The following is a 16,331-nucleotide window of genomic DNA, read 5'->3' as shown; positions in this document are numbered from 1 at the left end:
CTCCCTTACGAACTTAATTATTCCGACTGTAGACGTTTTAATAAAGTGCGAGCTTCATCCGCGATCTCATCATCACCTTCTGATAAGCCCACAAGTATCTGCTCCGCGTCTTCTTTCTCGTCCATATCAATATAGGCGCGTGCGAGGTCAAGCTGACCTAACCGTTCTTCATCAGCGTCATCGGTAGATGATTGCTCGGTTTGCGAGCCATCTTCATCGCCGAGCACACGGCCGACGTTCTCAGACGTATAATTGTCTGTTTCTTCCTCGTTATCCGCCTCTTCCATCAAATCATCAATATCAACGTACTCATTATCTGACGCAGCTTGCTCAGGTTCCTCAGCCGATTCACGATTATCTTGCTCAACTAAGTCAGGTTCGCTCGGCTCTGGGTCCGCTGACTCATCACGCTGTTGTTCGCCTTCGGATTCCGTTTCATCCTCAGCGATATCATTCAGAGACTGCTCAACTTCTGCTGATTCTGATAACAACTGATCCATGTCTTCTTCTGAAACATCTTCAATTTCGTCGTCAGCTTGTTCATCCGGCTCGATCCCCAATTGGGCTAGTGCATCATCAAGCGGATTATCATGCTCGCCATCATCAAATTCGGTACCCGAGGTCTCCTCTTCTGATTCAGATTGCGGTGCTTCATCTGACGCTTCTTGTTCAGGTTCCTCATCGGTAGCAGCAGCCGCTTCTTGCTCATCAAAAATATCTTCGCTAACGAGCTCATCATCGCTAGCCGCATCTTCACTCGACTCTTGGCTCGAAGCTTCATCGACGTCGTCTGCTTCAGTCTCATCGGGTTGATCGCCATCGTCAGCTTCATCGAGTTCTGATTCTGGCTCTGGCTCTGATTCTGGTTCTGACTCGGGTTCTGGCTCTGGCTCGGGTTCTGGTTCTGACTCGGGTTCTGGTTCTGACTCGGGTTCTGGTTCTGACTCGGGTTCTGGTTCTGACTCGGGCGCGGACTCCTGTTCAGCTTGTGCTGATGATTCATCAGCCTCATCTAAGTCAAGATCAAGCGCTGGTTCCTCATCAGCTTCCGCTTCACCAAATAGCCTATCCAGCTCTTCCTGCGATAACTCTGAACTCGCTTCATTATCGTCCTCATCCGGCTCGGCGTCTAAATCAGTTTCGTCATCGTCTTTATCGGCTTCTTCGGATTCATCTTGCTCAACGGCTTCGGGTTCTTCGCTCCCTGGCAGTACTTGCTCATCCAACTCATCGGTTTCACCTTCTTGGCTGGCTTCATCATCCGACTCATCATCATCGAGCTGAATACTAAAGTCATCATCCAATGCAGCATTTGAATTTGCCAGTTCGGCCTCTAAGTCACTGAGATCATCACCTTCATCGTCATCATCATCGAGCTCGCTGCTATCATCCAAGTCAAATAAGCCATCACTTGCATCGTTTTGGGTGGCGGTCCCCCCCATTAGCTCACGATCAAGTTGCTCGGCTGCTTGCTCTTCCGTTAGCTCTTGCTTTTGTTCACCCGAGTCTGCACTTTCAGCATCAGCTTTTTTCCGCCAGAAGAATAAGAAGTATATGACTCCAAATATCAGTAACGCAGGTACAATCGAGAGTAAGGCAATATTGAGAGGATTCTGAAGCCACTCAGAGACCCCCGAAGTTTCAGCCTCTTGTTTTTGATTCAACAACGCTTCTTGTTGTTCAAGCAACTGCTCAAACTGAGATTCGAGCACATCTGTTTGCTTAAGTTGCTCAGACAGAGACGCAATACGCTCAGCAAGGTCATCTAAACGCTGCTGAATCGACTCGTTTTCTGCATAGACTTGCTCAACCGCTCTCATGGAGTCATCAACCCGCGCCTGCAAGTCGGCAAAATTATTCTGCTGCCGCGACTCAACTTGTTGAATCGCTTGTTCCGCTTTTTCTCGCGCTTGTTCGAGCAACTGTTGTTGGTCGGCTTGTGTCTGTTGCGCTTGCTGCTCTATCTCAGCAAGCCGTTGTTGCTTCTCTTCTAACGACTCATCGGCCATCACCTGTCGACGCGCGGCCTCAGGGTTAACCATTTTAATTTCTTGTAAACTGGGTATGCGCAAATAAAAACCGTCGAGCATACGGTTCATATTGCCATCAACAAATGCACGGGGATTGGCTTGCACAATTGCAGCCATGGTTTGATAAACAGTAACGCTCGAGTGCGGTCGGTATTCAGAGGCGATCGACCATAACGTATCTGAAGACTGGATAGGACCGTAGCGCTCGTCCCCCATACGAACATCAGTAGACTCTGCGCCTTTAGGACCTTTGATAATGGTCCCATCTTGCGCATAAACGTGGGCAGACAACGGAGCAAATGACAAGACTGCGATTGCGCTCGACGCAATCAAGCCTCGTTTTAGATGCTTAATCAATGCCATAATCCCTTTATTATCATTTGTTTGGGAAACATTCATGTTCGTTCTCTTACCCACATTCCATTGGTCTATTTAACGGCAGTTAATGATAAAACTTTACGCTAAACCACCGAGCGATTACCAGTACTCTTTAATAAGTAGCTCAGCAATCTGAATCGAGTTAGTCGCCGCTCCCTTACGAATATTGTCCGAGACTACCCATAAATTCAGCCCTTGAGGATGACTGATGTCTTCGCGAATACGACCGACAAAGACATCATCTTTGCCTGCTGCATTGCCAACTTGGGTCGGAAAATCTTGTCTATCTTCACACAGTGTTACACCTGGAGCGTCGCGCAGTAAATCTTTTGCGTACTCAGCAGTAATTGGCTGACGTGTCTCAATGTGAATGGCCTCGGCATGACCAAAGAATACGGGTACACGTACCGCTGTAGGGTTAACGCGAATACTTTGATCATTCAAGATTTTCTGCGTTTCCCACACCATTTTCATCTCTTCTTTGGTGTAGTCATTATCTTGGAATACATCAATCTGCGGGATACAGTTAAACGCGATCTGACGACTGAACTGGCTGACCGTCGGCTCTTTCGCGTTTAATAACTCGGCCGTCTGCTTCGCCAGCTCTTCCATCGCTTCTTTACCGGCGCCTGACACCGACTGATATGTCGCGACGTTGATACGCTCAATACCCACCGCATCGTGCAACGGCTTTAACGCGACCATCATCTGAATAGTCGAGCAGTTAGGGTTGGCAATAATGTTACGATTTCTAAAATCTGCCAATGCCCACCCATTCACTTCTGGCACCACTAGTGGAATGTCGGGCTCGTATCGAAACTCGGATGTATTATCGATGACCACGCAGCCTGCTTCAGCTGCTTTGGGTGCAAAAACCTTTGAAATCGAACCACCCGCCGAGAAGAAACCAATATCCGCCTCGCTCCAGTCAAAGGTGTCTGCATCAATGACTTCGATGTCTTCGCCTTTAAAGCTAACCGTGGCACCCGCCGAACGAGCGCTGGCTAACGGAAAAAGCTGTGCAACGGGGAAGTCGCGCTGCTGCAAAATATCGATCATTTGTTGACCAACAAGACCTGTCGCCCCTAAAACGGCGACGCGAAAACCTTCTGCCATATTCACTCCTAAAGCTTAACAAACTTGGTATGCGTTAAAACCAAGTTGTCTAAATCGAATAACCTGTGCTGCATTATGACACGCAATACGCTGATTGTTGAGTTGTCGCCGAGGATTATCTTTACGGTAGTTCTTGCGCAGGTGATCAAAACCCGCTGCCGTAACGCTATCAACGCGTAAACGACGGTCATCTTCAATGATGGGATAGAGCGATAGAATGAGCTCAGCTAAATCAGGCAGTCGCTGAATACTCACGGCGCCTAGCGTACGCCAATCAACGGAAGGAAGCACATCACTGAGTGACATTTCAAACGCAATGCCAAAGTGCTTACATAATGCGGTGGTCACTTGGTGAGCCCCGCCGACCTTGCCTTCTAAGCTATGCCCCGCAATGTGAGGAGTAGCAATGGCAAGGTGCGGTAGCATCGCTGCATCGATCGCAGGCTCGTGTTCAAATACATCAAAGACCAGTGTTGGACATTCGCCTTGCTCACAGCGACGCACGACGGCTTGATTATCGACCACGGCACCGCGACAGGCATTAATCAGCAGTTGTCCTGGGTGCAATGACTGCAAAGTCTCAATGTCGATAAGGTGATGCGTTGGATACAAACCATCATGTGTCAGCGGTACGTGTAAACTTATAATGTCGGAAGTCAGCACCCGTTGCCAATGCGCATGTGCCCGAGTATCGCCTTGCTCCGCTAAGGGGGGATCATAATAATGTACATTCATCCCCAACGCGGCTAATCGCTGTCCGGTTGCTGTTCCCGTATGACCAGCGCCCACGATAGCAACATCCAAATCCAATACATCGTTAAGTCGGTTTTGCTCACGTAACACATGCAACACCGCTGCCAATACATACTCGCCCACCGAATCGGCGTTACAGCCTGGCGCGTTGGTCCACTGGATATTTCGAGCCGCAAGTGCCACGCTATCCAAATGCTCTTTGCCTATCGTCGCTGTCGCAACAAACTTAAGCTGTGGTGCGTGCTGCAGTAAGGTTTCATCGACCTGAGTGATCGACCTAACCAAGAGTGCGTCCGCAGTTCTGAGTAATTCAGGCGGTGGGGTTCTGTCTGTGTAGCAAGAGAGGTTTCCTACGTTGCCTAGTAGCTCAGGCAACGCAGGAATATTTTGATCGGCAACGATATGGATACGCTGGGACCGATTCAACGTCAATTAATCTTGGTATTCACGTAGTACCAACGATGCATTGGTACCACCAAACCCGAAACTGTTCGACATCACCGTACGCAACTTAGCCTCAGTCGGCTCACGAACGATGTTCATGCCTTCAGCGGCGTCGTCAAGGTTATCGATATTAATGCTCGGTGTTACAAAGCCGTTTTTCATCATTAATAAAGAGTAGATAGCCTCGTGCACACCCGCCGCACCTAGAGCGTGACCGGTCATAGCTTTGGTCGCGCTGATAAACGGGGTCTTCTCTGGGAACACTTCACGGATGGCTTCAAGTTCTTTCACGTCGCCAACCGGTGTGCTGGTGCCGTGCGTATTCAAATAATCGATCGGTGAATCGACAGTTTCCATCGCCATCTTCATACAGCGAATAGCGCCTTCGCCCGAAGGGGCAACCATGTCATAGCCGTCTGAAGTTGCGCCGTAACCAACGATTTCCGCGTAAATTTTCGCACCACGTGCTTTTGCCGCTTCGAGTTCTTCGATGACGAGAATACCACCGCCGCCAGCAGGCACGAAACCATCACGATCACGGTCGTACGTGCGCGACGCTTTTTCAGGCGTATCGTTATACTTAGTACTCAATGCGCCCATGGCATCGAATTCCATACCTAAGGTCCAGTGCAGTTCTTCACCACCACCTGCGAATACGCGGTCTTGCTTGCCGAACTGAATAAGCTCGAGTGCGTGACCGATACAGTGCGCTGACGTCGCACACGCTGAGCTGATTGAATAGTTGGTGCCTTTAATTTTAAACGGCGTTGCCAAACATGCCGACGTGGTCGACGCCATGCAACGCGGAACCATGTAAGGACCCACACGTTTAACGCCACGCTCACGCAGCGTGTCCGCAGCCGCAACCTGGTGCTCGCCTGATGCGCCACCTGAACCGACGACCAAACCTGTACGATGGTTGGATACTTCTTCTTCGGTTAAGCCTGCGTCTTCGATAGCCTGCTGCATTGCAATGTAGGCATAAGCAGCCGAATCACCCATAAAACGCAACGCTTTACGGTCGATATGGTCTTTGACGTCTAGGCGAACAGGACCCCAGACTTGGCAACGTAGTCCCATTTCTGCAAAGGATTCTGAACGCTCAATGCCCGATTTGCCGGTGCGAAGCGATTCAAGGACTTCTTTCTGATTGGTTCCGATACTCGATACGATACCGAGGCCGGTAATCACAGCTCTTCTCATTACTTATTCCTGTATTGGCGATGGGCCGATAAATTAAAACTTTTCTTATGTTGTATGGTAACGAACAACGGGTCAACAGGTGGTCTGCTTTGTCGAGAAATTTTTCTTATCGACCACAGTGTCATCAATAACGCGTTAAAAGTCGTCAACGATTAGTTTCAAAGTTGTTATTATAGCGATCATTGATAAAGAATTCATGGTGTTCAGCATGCCAAATCATGCAAAAATTCAATTCAACGCGTCGGGCGTGCCCGTTTCACAGGCGTTTGACGACATTTACTTTTCTGTCGACAGTGGCATTGATGAAAGCCAATACGTGTTTCTTAAACATAACGGAATACCCGAACGTTGGGCTAGCTTGCCACCGCAATATGACTTTGTTGTGACAGAAACAGGCTTTGGTACGGGGCTGAACTTTTTACTGACATGGCTGAACTTCCGTGCGCATGCAAAACACTGCACACGCTTGCATTTCGTTTCCATCGAGAAGTACCCACTGAGCAAACAACAGCTGACACAGGCACTCGCCACGTTACCCGCCGTAAGCGACGTAGCGAACAGTCTGCTTGAGCAATACCCGGCGACTGAACCTGGCTGTCACCGTTTACTATTCGACCAGGGACGAGTAGTGCTCGACTTATGGATAGGCGATATCGAGGATACCTTGGACGAATGGCAAAGCTGCTTGGCTGAGCGTGTCGATGCCTGGTTCTTAGACGGCTTTGCGCCAGCCAAGAACCCAGCGATGTGGCAATCCGCCTTGTTCGAAACGATGGCATGCAGCGCGCACGCGCACACCACCTTTGCCACTTTTACGGCGGCAGGCATCGTTAAACGAGGCCTCAGTGCTGCTGGATTCAACATCCATAAAGTCAAAGGATTTGGGCGCAAGCGTGAAATGCTCTGGGGCGAGTACCCCAGCGCAACGATAAAACCCAGCCGCAATCAAACCCCTGTCACCATCATCGGCGGCGGTATTGCCAGTGCTTGTCTAGTGCAGGCGCTACAACAACGTCACATTCCCTGCCGAGTTATCAGTCAAGGCAAAGCCGATGGTGCGTCGGGCAACCCGCAAGGTGCAGTGTATCCACTGTTGCACGCGGAGCGCACACCACTGAGCCGGTTTTACTTACAAGCAACCTCAACAGCACTGAGCTATTATGCGCCCTGGCGTGACCGTTATTGGTTCGCCACCGGAGTCATGCAACCCGCCTTTAACAGTGCTCGGGTTGAACGCATGGATAAACTGGCGGCATGCGAATACAGCGAGGCGACGGTACAACCCCTGACCCCCGAGCAGAGTTCTAGCACGGCGAACCTCGCGATTGAACAGCCGAGCTTATTGTATCCCGAGGCGGGCTGGTTAAATCCAAAGGAAATGGTCAACGGGTTATTCGCCGAGCACGCTCATGAATGGGTCACCGATACAGTCAAACAACTCGAACCAACCCAAAATGCGTGGTCGGTTGTTGGAGTTAAGGCAACCTACTCAGCGGCACGGGTGGTGTTGGCGGGAGGTCATGCATCGCCTGCATTAACCAACCAGACACTCAAGATCACACCGGTAAAAGGTCAGATCTCTATGGTGCGAGCAACGACGGAGACTGTGGGCTTGAGCAAAGTGCTGTGTTACAAGGGCTATATGGTTCCCGCTCAGCAAGGTGAGCATTGCATTGGTGCGACATTCGAGCGCAATCAAGCCGATCTCGATGCCTCGTCAAGCGCTGATGAGGCCAATTGTGAATCGCTGGCAGCTTGTGCACAACAGCGTTGGAGCGACGGACTTACGGTGACCGGGCACCGTGTCAGTATCAGAGCAACCACGCCTGATCATCAACCCGCCGCTGGCTATTTAGAACCCCAGCTGATGCTGTTTACCGGATTAGGTTCACGAGGCTTAACGGCGGCCCCGGTGTTGGCGGAGCTGCTTGCTGAACAACTGAGTGGCGGCGTGGTTCCGTTAACAAAAGACGCCCGGTCACGTGTCCAACCGCAACGTCTAATGACTTAAATTAAACGCTACGCACCACGGTATCAAGTTGCTCGACGAGGTTATTCACGTGCGTTTGATCCGCGGGTGCGAGCTCATGTTTAGCATGCTCGACCGCCGCTTTTAAATTAGGGATGATTGCCTGCGCATCGGTTTCATCGTTCATCTCCATGCGGGCAACGACAAGGTCAAAATGGCCCCGCAGATATCCGCTGGCGAACAACTCATCATCGGATCCATCAACGTAAACCTGATCGAAGACACTTTCTAACTGCTCAATTACCGCATTAAACGACATCTAATCACCTTTTTTCGCATTACTGAGACGTCATTTTAACGATGTTTTTGTTACAATGCACCCATCGAAACTATCCAACGGGGTTGTTATGTCGTTGCAAATCGGCCTGTTTTATGGCTCAACTACTTGCTATACAGAAATTGCGGCTGAAAAAATTCAGCAAGCTATTGGCGAAGACATTGTCTCGATATTTGATATTAAAGACACGCCACTTAAAGACGCCGAGCAATTTGATATTCTCATCTTTGGTATCTCGACCTGGGATTTTGGCGAGCTTCAAGAAGATTGGGAAAGCCACTGGGATGATATTACGCCGCTCAACTTGCAAGGCAAAATTGTTGCTCTTTACGGCATGGGTGACCAAGAAGGCTATACCGACTGGTTCCAAGACGCCTTAGGCATGTTGCATGATGCCATCGCTGATAAGGGCTGTAAGCGTATCGGCTTTTGGCCGAACCAAGGTTATGACTTTGCTGCATCCAAGGCGCTCACCGAAGATGAGCAGTACTTCGTCGGTTTATCTCTTGACGAAGACACCCAGTACGACTTATCTGAAGATCGTATCGAGCAATGGACAACACAGATTCTCGAAGAAATAGCGGATCAACTATAACGACAAGAAGGAAGCCAACATGCGAAATGTTATTCGCGTTGTATGGGTCAGTATTGCGCTGCTACAAGCGAGTATAGCCACAGCCGCCACTGAACCGACCCCGAGTGTTGCAGAGTTCACGCAATCGATGGAAAAAGCAGAAGGCTTTTTTGATCTTTATCACGATACCGAACACGGTAAATTTTACCTGTTGGTGCCAAACACCCAACAATCTTTTATCTTTCAAACCAGTCTACCTTGGGGATTAGGTTCAAACGATGTCGGCTTAGACCGAGGTCAACTTGGGCAAACACAACTGGCGCACTTTAAGGTTCAAGGTAACCGCGTGCTGCTGATTGCCGAGAATACACAGTATCGCGCTGCAGAAAAGAACCCCGCCGAACATGCCAGTGTTCAGCAAGCGTTTGCCGATAGTACATTATTTGGTTTTAACGTGGTCGCCCATCATCCAAATGGCGTCTTAATTGATTACACGCCATTCCTACTGACCGATGTGCACGGGGTGAGTGAGCGCTTACAACAAACAGGGCAAGGCCAATTCAGCATTGATAGTGAACGCTCTGTTGTATACCCTGCTCGCACCAAGAGCTTTCCCGATAATACCGAACTCGAGGCCACTGTCACCTTTGTCGGCAAAGGAGAAGGCCGCTACGTAAACGAGATCTTACCTAACGCTGATACAATGACCTTGCACTTGCATCACTCGTTTATTCGATTACCTGATGACAAATATCGTCCACGTCAGTTTGACCCGAATAGTGGCTTTTGGGCGCAAACCTATTATGACTATTCGGCACCTTTGGGTGAGCCGCTCGCGCAGCGCGTGATTCCACGCCATCGTCTTGCCAAGAAGGACCCGATCGCTTCTAGCAGTGAGCCGCAACAGCCGATTATCTATTACCTCGACCCAGGTGCGCCGGAGCCAGTGAAATCGGCTTTGCTTGAGGGCGCAGCTTGGTGGGAACAAGCATTTGCCGCAGCTGGCTACGAAAATGCATTTCAAGTAAAAATGCTGCCGGCAGACGCCGACCCGATGGACGTCCGTTATAATGTTATTCAGTGGGTACACCGTGCAACGCGCGGTTGGTCATATGGCTCGTCAGTGATTGACCCGCGTACGGGTGAAATCATCAAGGGCCATGTCACGCTGGGTTCACTCCGCGTGCGTCAAGACATGAAAATTGCTGAGGGCTTGATAGGTCCTTTCAGCCAACAAAACAGCGAAGAACTAAAAGAAAGCATTGAGCAAATGGCATTGGCACGTATTCGCCAGTTAAGTGCCCACGAGGTAGGTCATACCTTAGGTATTGCACACAATTTTGCCGCAAGCGCTGACAACCGCGCTTCGGTAATGGACTACCCTCACCCGCTGGTAACACTCACCACAGCGGGAGAAATCAGTCTCAACGATGCGTACGATACAGGCATCGGCGAGTGGGATAAGCAAGTCGTCGCCTATGGTTATAGTGACTTTGGAGGCATGCCAAGTGAGCAAGAACAGCTCGACAGAATTTTGCAGAAAAATCAGTCGCTCGGTTTAGCATTCATCTCCGATCGCGACGCACGTCCAGTCGGCGGCGCTCATCCAACCGCACATTTGTGGGACAATGGGAGTGATGCTGTCACCGAACTTGAACGCTTACTTAATGTGCGCAAACAAGTGCTTGCCGACTTTGGTCAACAGCAATTGCGACCTGACGCGGCACTAAGCGACTTGCAGGAAGTCTTTGTTCCTATTTATTTAATGCACCGCTATCAAACCGAAGCGGCGGTTAAATGGTTAGGCGGTGTCAATTACCGTTATTACATGAATGACGAAAAACCGAATGACTACGGCCCGGTAAGCCCATCCACGCAAAAACGTGCGCTCAGCCAACTGATTGAGACGGTACGTGCGAATACAGTCCGTGTGCCGTCACACATCCATAAACTATTAGTGCCTTTGGCTTATGGCTATTCGGACAACCGCGAACGTTTTGACGGTCGCACCGGCTTAATCCCTGATCCGGTCAGCATGGCCGCGAGTGCATCAGGCTTTAGCTTAAATCTGATGTTCAATGCCGAGCGCCTTAATCGTTTAAGTCAGCAGCATGCAATCAACAACGAGGTGCCATCGCCTGAGGCTATCGTTAATACCTTGTTCAACACGCTGCTTGATGATGCGAAAGCACAGCCAGATGACCCGGTAAATCAACGTATTTTAATCACCGCGGCGGACACTCTAGTTGATGCCATGCAAAATGAAGCCCTAGCGCCGGAAGTGCGTCTTGCCTTACGTCAAGCGACGACAACGGTGGCGAATAAGCTCAACGGTCATGTGGTCACTGAAGCCCTGGCAGAACAACTTAAGCGTTATCTTAGCGATGGCGAATGGCCAGAGGGATACGCGCCAGCGGCCCTTCCGCCTGGCTCACCTATTTAGTTTGCACGAGTTTCAGGTATAAAAAAACGGCGCATATCCTGCGCCGTTTTTTTTTGAGTCGCACCACTTAGCCTTCGAAGTTAAACTCGTCCAGCTCGGCTTTGGTTTTGCCGTGCGGCGTTGGCTGACGTGTTTCAGGATCGATATGAACAAACACAATATCATCCGCGGTACAGATGTTTTGCTTGGTATGCTTGTTACGGACCACGCAAGTGATATTAAGCGATGTACGACCAGCTGATTTTACTTGCAAACCAAACTCGACTACATCCCCTTGAAAAGCTGAGGTTTCGAAAGTAATTGCACCAATGTGCTTAGTCACCAAACTTTTCGCGCCCAGTTGGCAACTGGCAAAGATATAAGCTTCTTCATCGATCCACTCAAGGATACGACCACCGAATAAAGAACCAGCAAAGTTAAGGTCATTAGGCATGACCAAACGGCGAGATAAAAAGCGCATAGCGACTCCTCAACAGTTTATGTTCGTTTCAGAGTCGCTAGTATAACCTATTATTACTTCAACGTTTGTTGAAAAAAGTTGGCAATTAACTGGTAACGATGGATCTGAGTATTCTTTCCGTTAAGAGAATGCTTCTTACCCGGATAGTTCATCATTTGAAACGGTTGTGCGTTATCTTGTAACTGCTTGTATAGCTTCGTGCTATGGGTAAACAAGACGTTATCATCCGCCATACCGTGGTAAATCATCAGATCACCAGCTAAGCCATCCGTATACGGAAACACCGATGCTTTTTGGTAGGCATCCCCTTGCTGTGGCATCCCCATATAACGCTCGGTGTAATGGGTATCATAAAGTGCCCAATCAGTAACAGGCGCGCCCGATACTCCCGCAGCAAAGTACTCTGGTGCTTTAAACATCGCCATTAACGTCATATAGCCGCCGTAGCTGTGCCCGTGAATACCGATGCGCTCAGGGTCGATATAATCCAAGGTACGTAAAAACTCGACACCGCGAATTTGGTCCGCAATTTCAGGTGTTCCCATATTTTTGTATAGCGGCGCCTCAAATGCCTTTCCGCGATTAAATGAGCCACGATTATCGACGCTAAATACGACATAACCTTGCTGCGCCATGTACTGCACCAAGTAGTTACCCCAGCCTTTGGTCACGACCTGAGCACCTGGACCGCCGTAAACATAGACCATGACCGGATACTTTTTGCTGGAATCAAAGTCGGCAGGCTTCGTTAATTGATAGTAGAGGGTCTGTCCGTCCTCGGCCTCCAATGTGCCGAACTCTGGGTACAGCCAATCACGCCAGAATGGTTTGAGCGGATGTTGTTCATCGATGGCATTCTGTTTCAACCACGTCAGTCGTTTACCCGTCGGCCCATTCAAACTGATTTGCGGTGGTTGCTTAAAGGATTCAAAGGTATCCACATACGAACTTGCATCAGCGGCAAACTGAATATGGTGCATCCCCTCTTGCTCAGTGATACGGCTCGGGGTCGCTGGCGATGTTGTATTGAGCTGATTACGGTATAGATGCAGCTCAAGCGGCGACTTCTCGCGACCGGTAAAGTAAAACACGCCGGTATTCTCATCAATCGCTGCCAGCTCATCCACTTGCCAATCACCTGAAGTCAGTTGACGAATTAAGCCGCCATCAACTCGATACAAATAAAGGTGCTTATAACCACTACGCTCAGAACCCCAGATAAAATGCTTATTGTCGTTCAAGAAATACAAATCATCGTTGAGGTTGACCCAGCTATCACTGGTTTCGGTCAGAATCACCTGATCCGTCTGCTTATTGGCATCAACAATGTGCAAATCGAGTGTTTGTTGGTTACGGCTTTGCCACTGGTAACTAAAACGCTCGCCGTCTTTTAGCCACTTAACTCGCGCAAGGTAACCATCGCCCAATTCATCTAAACCTAGCCATTCAATCGACGCTTCAAGGTTCTTTTCACCACTGAAATCAAGGTCCACAACACCCAGGTCAACATTCACATTCGGGGTGCCCGCAAACGGATAGCGTTGCTCGATCATGTCAATATGGTCTGCGTAAATTTCGCTACGCACAGCAATATCAACGGGCGACTCATCGACCCGTGTTAATGCGATTTTTTGCTCGTTAGGCGACCACCAATAACCGGTCATACGATCAATTTCTTCTTGCGCCACAAACTCGGCCATACCGTATTTAATGGTATCCGCACCACTGCTTGTAATCGCTTGTTCTTTGCCCGTTTCTAATGAGTAAACATATAAGTTTTGCTCACGAATATACGAGACATAGCGACCCTGAGGCGAGAGCTTGGCGTCCGTCTCAAATGCATCGGTGTTAGTAATTTGACGCGCTTCACCGGTGGCTAACGAGTAGTAGTAAACGTCACCGGCAAGGGGGAACAACAGCGCATCAGACTGCGCAGACCATTGATAACTGACGATACCCGAACCACTTAAGCGCAAGCGTTCACGACGCGCTTTTTCCTCATCTGACAACACTTCTTCGCCAGCAAATACGTCATCGGCATTCACTAAGCGTTGGTGTTTTTCGCTCGCAAGGTTGTAGGACCATAAGTCGTAGTGACTCGCATCATCTTCACGCCCTTTTAAATAAGTCAGTTGCTGACCATCTGGCGAGAAACGTAAGGCGCGCATTGAGTCGCCCGATAATGAAGGAGAGCTAAAAATTCGTTCAATAGTCAGCTCTTTACTCTCAGCGTGCGGTTGCATAACCGCTGAGGCCAGTATCACACCAGCCGATAAAAATGAAAAACGCAGCATCTTTGAATTCCTGTCTTATTTTCTACCGGACAAGAATACCAAAGATGCCGCGCAATGTTCAGCCTATGCGGTCAACAAACCACCTTAAAAGGTCACTGACACACCGACTTTAAAGTTACGTCCTGCCATAGGTGCATCGTCTTTCAAGAATGAGCTATGCACGCGACCCAACTGATTAGTCAAGTTCTCACCCTTCAGGTACACCGTCGCACCGTATTGAGCTAGCCAGTTAGGATAAAAGCTCGCACGTACATTCAGCAAACCAAAGCCATCCGTTTCTGTTTCGTTAGCCGCAATCTTATCTTGCGTCATATAACGGGTATAACCAATGGCACCGTCCCAGTGAGTCGCTTGATAACGCACCTCAGTACCGACACGCTGCGCAGGAATACGGGGTAAGTCACCCCCATCACGCAGTTCAGCACGGGTGTAGTCGCTGAAGCCATGCACTGACCAAGCATCCGTTAAACGGTAGTCCGCTTCGAGCTCGTAACCATAAAGATTAACGTCAGCTTGTGAGAACTGAACAACCATGAGCCCTTCTTCCTCGTGGTCGTGGGCTTCCTCACCGGCGTGCTCTTCATGCCCTTCGTGCTCTTCATCATGATGTTCATCAGTATGGATAGCCGTCGAGCTGATCCCCGTGAAACGTTCGTAAATGAAATCGTCGACGCGGTTATAGAACACGTTCGCTTGCAAGTGGAAACGTTCAGTCTCGTAGTGATAACCCAAATCAATGTTGTTTGAGGTCTCTAACTCCATATCGGCATTTTCTTGGTGCAAGTGGTATTCACCATTGCCCTCGTCATGCAATTCATACAAGGTACCCAACTCATAAGTGCGAGTCGCGAAGTGCTCGCCGTTCGAAAACACCTCAGTTGCACTCGGCGCACGCTCAGAGTGAGAGACATTAATTGAGAACGAGCTCGCATCGTCGATATGATACATGTAGCCTGCCGACAGCGATGTCGCATTAAAGGTATCTAATGTGACATCCGTGCTGCTCAAGTCAGTTCGCTCTTGACGAATACCTAAGTCAACATGGTGATCGCCAACCTCACGCTCGACAACCCAGAAAACACCTTGGCTACGGCGTTGCGTGTCCGGTGTAAATGCTTCTTCGCCTGTGGCGGTCTTGTCAGAAATATCCCACTGGAAACCCACGGCACCTGTCCAACCTGCTAAGGGCGCGTGTTTGGCAATAACACGGACTTCTTTTTGCTGGTTGTTAAACTGCGTACCAACCGTCTCGCCTTCGATCTCGCTGTGCTGATAATCAGTGATAGCAGCACGCATTTCGACCGCTTCGAAGCCTGCGAACGGATCGCGTAGCTCGCCTGCAATCTGCCAACGTTGCTGTTCTAAATCAGCAAATGGCCCCGCCTCTTCAGCATGCTCATGACCCTCATCATGAGCTTCCTCTTCATGGCCTTCATCATGGCCTTCTTCTTCATGATGGTGATGTTCATGGCCCGGGATACCGTATTCTTGATAAAGCCCCTGGTAAGAGATACCAAAGTAACCCTTATCGAACTGATAAGAAGCCCCTACAGTGCCACCTTTCGAGTCGACAAAGCTATTTTCAACTTCATCTAACACGTCACCTTCATCATTAACAAAGTCAGGCGTGTCATAGTTGTCCGACAAACGGCGATGCGCATCGACATATAGCGCCCATTCGCCGTTACCGACGGTCATGTCATACGAACCGCTACGTCCATTATTTACGCTGTCATAACTGGCATTGACACCGCCCTCGATACCGTAAACCGGCGCTGATGGAATACGTTGGTCAACCACGTTGACCACACCACCAATCGCCCCGCTGCCGTACAATAAGGTTGCTGGGCCACGCATCACTTCGATTTGTTCTGCAGTGCTGGTCTCAGTAGTAACCGCGTGATCAGGACTGCCACGCGATACATCGCCAGTATCGAGGCCATTTTGCGTCACTTTTACGCGCGCCCCACCCAAACCACGAATAATCGGACTACCCGCGACCGTGGCAAAATGCGTGTTGTTAATACCCGGTTCCAACGCAAGGGTTTCACCCAGGCTGTGAGCTTGCTTCTGTTTAAGCTCATCACCCGAGATAATATTAACTGGCTGAGTACTCTCGAGCGCCGTCTTATTAAGCGGACTCGCTTGAATAACAATGGTCTCATCCACCTTTTTTGACCGAGCTGGGTCGCCCGTCTGTTGCGCTTGAGCGAGCGCGTTAGTTGCGGGGAGTGCTGCTAAGACAGCCAGTGTAACTGCATTGAACGACTTCATAGACATACCTACTCTTGTTTTTTACTCGGGAGTTTCTATCGTTTTATGTAATAATA

General features: G+C 49.5%; 11 protein-coding genes. 3 read left to right on the top strand and 8 right to left on the bottom strand.

Annotation, left to right across the window (positions count from 1 at the left end; all coding sequences use genetic code 11):
• Positions 1–17: 17 nt before the first annotated feature.
• The 4 genes from DFP83_RS00740 to fabB form a co-directional block, all read right to left on the bottom strand.
• On the bottom strand, positions 18–2,429 hold the full coding sequence (locus tag DFP83_RS00740; RefSeq protein WP_110572194.1) for a FimV/HubP family polar landmark protein: 2,412 nt from the start codon (positions 2,427–2,429) through the stop codon (positions 18–20).
• Positions 2,430–2,507: 78 nt separating this feature from the next.
• The gene (locus DFP83_RS00735) at positions 2,508–3,524 is read right to left on the bottom strand and encodes an aspartate-semialdehyde dehydrogenase (RefSeq protein WP_110572192.1); all 1,017 of its coding nucleotides are present in this window, start codon (positions 3,522–3,524) and stop codon (positions 2,508–2,510) included.
• A gap of 15 nt (positions 3,525–3,539) precedes the next feature.
• A complete protein-coding gene (locus DFP83_RS00730; RefSeq protein ID WP_241971555.1) occupies positions 3,540–4,703 on the bottom strand; it encodes a 4-phosphoerythronate dehydrogenase in 1,164 nt (387 codons plus the stop codon).
• A 6-nt stretch (positions 4,704–4,709) separates the two neighbouring features.
• The gene (gene fabB / locus DFP83_RS00725) at positions 4,710–5,924 is read right to left on the bottom strand and encodes a beta-ketoacyl-ACP synthase I (protein ID WP_110572189.1); all 1,215 of its coding nucleotides are present in this window, start codon (positions 5,922–5,924) and stop codon (positions 4,710–4,712) included.
• A gap of 208 nt (positions 5,925–6,132) precedes the next feature.
• Here fabB and mnmC point away from each other — a divergent pair, with 208 nt between their 5' ends.
• Complete coding sequence (gene mnmC / locus DFP83_RS00720) at positions 6,133–7,935, top strand: bifunctional tRNA (5-methylaminomethyl-2-thiouridine)(34)-methyltransferase MnmC2/FAD-dependent 5-carboxymethylaminomethyl-2-thiouridine(34) oxidoreductase MnmC1 (protein ID WP_110572187.1); 1,803 nt, start codon at positions 6,133–6,135, stop codon at positions 7,933–7,935.
• Between the two features lies 1 nt (position 7,936).
• Here mnmC and DFP83_RS00715 read toward each other — a convergent pair whose 3' ends face one another.
• The gene (locus DFP83_RS00715; protein ID WP_110572185.1) at positions 7,937–8,212 is read right to left on the bottom strand and encodes a YfcL family protein; all 276 of its coding nucleotides are present in this window, start codon (positions 8,210–8,212) and stop codon (positions 7,937–7,939) included.
• A gap of 88 nt (positions 8,213–8,300) precedes the next feature.
• Between DFP83_RS00715 and fldB the strand changes: the two genes are divergently transcribed.
• Positions 8,301–8,825, top strand: coding sequence for a flavodoxin FldB (gene fldB, locus DFP83_RS00710; RefSeq protein WP_241971554.1), 525 nt, complete (start codon positions 8,301–8,303; stop codon positions 8,823–8,825).
• A gap of 19 nt (positions 8,826–8,844) precedes the next feature.
• Positions 8,845–11,247 carry a zinc-dependent metalloprotease gene (locus DFP83_RS00705; protein WP_110572183.1) on the top strand — a complete coding sequence of 801 codons (2,403 nt, stop codon included), beginning with the start codon at positions 8,845–8,847 and terminating at the stop codon, positions 11,245–11,247.
• A gap of 67 nt (positions 11,248–11,314) precedes the next feature.
• Here the strand turns inward: DFP83_RS00705 and DFP83_RS00700 are convergent, their stop codons facing one another.
• The 3 genes from DFP83_RS00700 to DFP83_RS00690 all read right to left on the bottom strand — a co-directional run bounded on the left by DFP83_RS00700 (position 11,315) and on the right by DFP83_RS00690 (position 16,275).
• Positions 11,315–11,707, bottom strand: coding sequence for an acyl-CoA thioesterase (locus DFP83_RS00700; RefSeq protein WP_110572181.1), 393 nt, complete (start codon positions 11,705–11,707; stop codon positions 11,315–11,317).
• Positions 11,708–11,760: 53 nt separating this feature from the next.
• Positions 11,761–14,001, bottom strand: a complete 2,241-nt coding sequence (locus DFP83_RS00695; protein WP_181416342.1) for a S9 family peptidase — start codon at positions 13,999–14,001, stop codon at positions 11,761–11,763.
• An 84-nt stretch (positions 14,002–14,085) separates the two neighbouring features.
• Positions 14,086–16,275 (bottom strand): TonB-dependent receptor, encoded by a 2,190-nt coding sequence (locus DFP83_RS00690; protein ID WP_110572179.1) that lies wholly within the window; start codon positions 16,273–16,275, stop codon positions 14,086–14,088.
• Positions 16,276–16,331: the final 56 nt, after the last annotated feature.

It is taken from the genome of Idiomarina fontislapidosi, from assembly GCF_003226255.1.
GTDB classification, from domain to species: domain Bacteria; phylum Pseudomonadota; class Gammaproteobacteria; order Enterobacterales; family Alteromonadaceae; genus Idiomarina; species Idiomarina fontislapidosi.
Note: the sequence above shows the minus strand (reverse complement) of the source record. Positions and strands in the feature narration are given on the sequence as shown.